General features: G+C 31.7%; 4 protein-coding genes. All 4 read left to right on the top strand.

The features are described 5' to 3' along the window. The coding region (locus tag JJE11_RS16405) for a methyltransferase domain-containing protein (RefSeq protein ID WP_291637558.1) at positions 1 to 312 on the top strand (312 nt) is incomplete at its 5' end. 175 nt (positions 313 to 487) lie between these two features. Further along, complete coding sequence (locus tag JJE11_RS16400) at positions 488 to 1,804, top strand: YjiH family protein (protein WP_291637556.1); 1,317 nt, start codon at positions 488 to 490, stop codon at positions 1,802 to 1,804. 304 nt (positions 1,805 to 2,108) lie between these two features. Then, the gene (locus tag JJE11_RS16395) at positions 2,109 to 2,927 is read left to right on the top strand and encodes a DUF5685 family protein (RefSeq protein WP_291637554.1); all 819 of its coding nucleotides are present in this window, start codon (positions 2,109 to 2,111) and stop codon (positions 2,925 to 2,927) included. Next, positions 2,927 to 3,544, top strand: a complete 618-nt coding sequence (locus JJE11_RS16390; protein ID WP_291637552.1) for a DnaJ domain-containing protein — start codon at positions 2,927 to 2,929, stop codon at positions 3,542 to 3,544. The genes JJE11_RS16395 and JJE11_RS16390 overlap by 1 nt, the downstream gene beginning before the upstream one ends. Positions 3,545 to 3,743 lie beyond the last annotated feature (199 nt).

Genomic DNA, 3,743 nt, shown 5'->3' with positions numbered 1-3,743 from the left:
GACGAGATTTTTGATAGTGTAGTTTCAACCTTAATTTATTGCTCCGTTGACAATCCCGAAAAGGCTCTTAGTGAAGTATATAGGGTATTAAAGCCAGGTGGCAAAATGTATTTTATTGAGCATGTTCTACCTGAAGAAAAACTTTCTAAGAATTTAGTGAATTCTCTTAATGGTACATGGAAGTGTATAGGAAAGTGCAATTTAAACAGAGATACATATAGTCTTATAAAAAAAGCGAAATTTAGAGTTGAAAGTTTTGAACAGTTTGGAAAAGGCGTTATTATATTTATTAAAGGCATAGGAGTTAAATAGTACAATATACTGCCTGGGTAAGATGATTTTTACCCAGGTGGTTTTTTTATGCTGTTTTTTAGAAAGCAATTGAACTTATAAAGGTTTTTAGTTATATTTGTAGAATTATAGGAAATAAGGTTAATGTTGCAACTACATTTTTATAATAAGGATAAAAAGGAAAGTGAGGTAAGTTATGAAAAATTCAGATAAAGTAAACGTTAATAGCGGGGTCAATGTATTTAAATTTTTAGGTTATAGTGTCATTGGAATATTTATGTTTTTTATATCAATAACTATAAATGGTAAGACCACTATACCCATAGACCATTTAGTTACAGCACTAAAAGGATTATCTTCAAGTGGTGCTGGATTTTATGGATTAGTGGTTATTATTTTAGGTGGATTGTATCCTTTCTACAAAAAGACATGGAATAAAAATAAGGTAACATTAGTATTTTCATTACTTAAATTATTAGGTATATTAATAGGATTCATGGCCTTCTTTAAGATTGGACCAAGCTTTCTATTTGAAGAAGATATGGTTCCATTTTTATTTGATACATTAGTTATTTCAGTAGGAATAATTGTTCCTGTAGGTTCAGTATTTTTAGCATTTTTAGTTGGTTATGGAATGATGGAATTTATAGGTGTTCTAATGAAACCTGTTATGGGGCCAATATGGAAAACACCGGGACGTTCTGCTGTTGATGCAGTAGCCTCTTTTGTGGGAAGTTATTCTATCGGACTTTTAATTACGAACAGGGTATATAAAGAGGGGAAATATACAATTAAAGAAGCTTCAATAATTGCTACAGGATTTTCAACTGTATCTGCAACTTTCATGATTGTAGTTGCAAAAACACTCGGAATGATGGATTTATGGACTAAATATTTCTTAGCAACTTTAGTGATTACATTTATAGTTACAGCTATTACTGTAAGAATAAGACCTCTAAGCAAAAAGCCTGATGATTATTACAATAATCAAAAGGGCAATCCGGAAATATCTAAAAAAGGAAATATATTTAAAAATGCGTGGGAAGCAGGACTCGAGGGGGCCCAAAATTCAGTTCCATTAGGAAAGAATATTATTGAAAATTTAAAAGATGGATTTATTATGGCAATGGGGATATTACCATCAATAATGTCTGTGGGATTAATAGGTTTAATTCTTGCAAAATATACCCCTGTGTTTAATATAATAGGGTATGTTTTTTACCCAATAACTTTATTGTTTAAATTGCCAGAACCATTGCTTGCATCAAAAGCATGTGCTGTAGGTATAGCTGAAATGTTTTTACCTGCATTATTAGTTGTTGGTGCTCCTCTTGTAACAAAATTTGTAGTTGCTGTAGTATCAATTTCATCAATATTGTTTTTCTCTGCATCAATACCATGCATATTATCAACTGATATACCAATAAGTGTACCTGAGATAATTGTAATTTGGTTTGAAAGGACAGTACTCACATTAATTATAACTATACCTATTGCTTATCTAATATTATAAATAAGTTAACTTGAGATTATTATTGAAAAATAAATAGTTAATGTACCTTAGTAATAAAGTACTAGCGGATATAATTTATCTGCTAGTTTTTTTTTGAAAAATGTAATATGACCCCACACTTGAACTTTCTATGAAACTCGCGAAAAAATTTGATAAACATGTTGATGAAATTTTCACTTTAGACATTAGAATGATTTAAAATACGGTGGGCATTTATAATAATATGCTGTATAATTTGTACAGATGATATATACTTGCGCATAAAGACATAAAAGAAAATTTTATAAAAAGGCAGGTGAATATTATGTTTGGCTATGTAGTGGTAAATCTAGATAAGTTAGCGATGGAAGAAAAAACGTACTATAAGGCATGTTATTGTGGTTTATGTAAGACACTAGGAACACGTCACGGAATACTAAGCCGTTTAACCCTTACTTACGACATGACTTTTCTTGTCTTGTTTCTTTCTGCACTTTATAAAATTGAGATCGAAATACAAACTGAGAGGTGCATCATTCATCCTTTAAAGACACATGAATACTCACAGAATGAAATCTTTAATTATGCCGCTGACATGAATGTAGTACTCGCCTATTACAAATTTCTTGACGATTGGGCAGATGATAGAAATATACTGTCACTGTTGGAATCAAAACTGTTTGAAAAAGAATATAATCGCATTGCAGCACAATATCCAAATCAATGTACTGCAATTAGCAAGTGTCTTTCTGAGCTTTCTGAAATTGAAAAATCAGGAGAATTAAATCCAGATATTCCTGCAAATTGCTTTGGAAAACTAATGGGAGAAATTTTCATTTTTAGGGAAGATAAATATGAGGAAAAATTACGAACCTTTGGAGCATCGCTAGGCAAATTTATTTATATAATGGATGCTTGTATGGATTTAAAATCTGATATAAAAAATGAGCGCTATAATCCGTTGATTACGTCATCATCCGAAAATTTCCGTGATATTTTGAATCTACTTATGGCTGACTGCATTGAAAATTATAAGCAACTACCAATTAATCAAGATAAAGAACTGATTGAAAATATCCTTTATTCAGGTGTTTGGACAAAGTATGAAGCAGAAAAAAACAAGAAAAAGGAGGTACACCAATAATGTTATCTGATCCTTATGAAGTGCTTGGTGTTTCTTCAACTGATTCGAAGGAAGAAATCACTAAAGCTTATCGTAAACTAGCGAAAAAATACCATCCAGATTTGAATCAAGGAAGGGCCGATGCCTCAAAGAAAATGAGTGAAATTAATTCTGCTTACGAACAGATAAAAAGAGGCAAAACTACCCAAAGCAGTAACGCTTCAGGAGAGGACCCATTTCGAGACTTCAACCCTTTTGAAGGCTTTGGTTCTTTCAATGCTGGTCAAAACCCACGACATGAATATTCCGAATTTGATTCGGTTACTAGCTATTTGAATGCAGGATATTTTAATGAAGCACTAAATGTGCTGACCGATATCAAGAGCAGGAATGCAAAGTGGTACTACTATAGTGCAATTGTAAATTCAAGTTTAGGTAATACTATTACAACATTAAATCATGCGAAAACAGCAGTGCAAATGGAACCGAATAATATCGAATATCAAAGAATATTAAGTCAAATACAAAGTAGTGGTCGTGTGTATCAGCAGCAAAGCCAAGGATTTGGTATTCCCATAAGCGGATTAGACAAGCTATGTTGCGGTATTTGTCTTGCAAAAATGTTCTTTGGTTGCTAATGTAGAACGTATTAAAGAGGAGTGAGAGTAAAATGAGAAATATTAAAAATAAGTTGGCGCATTTTATGTATGGTAGATATGGTGCAGATCAATTATATATCGCTTTAATGGTGACATATTTTACTTTGATAATTGCTAATTCTTTTATTAATTCTAGAATTATTAGTAGTTTGATGACAGCTGTTCTGATTTTGATTGT

The sequence above is a fragment of the Clostridium sp. genome (assembly GCF_016650095.1).
Classification (GTDB): domain Bacteria; phylum Bacillota; class Clostridia; order Clostridiales; family Clostridiaceae; genus Clostridium_AD.
This window is presented reverse-complemented; position numbering and strand designations above follow the sequence as displayed.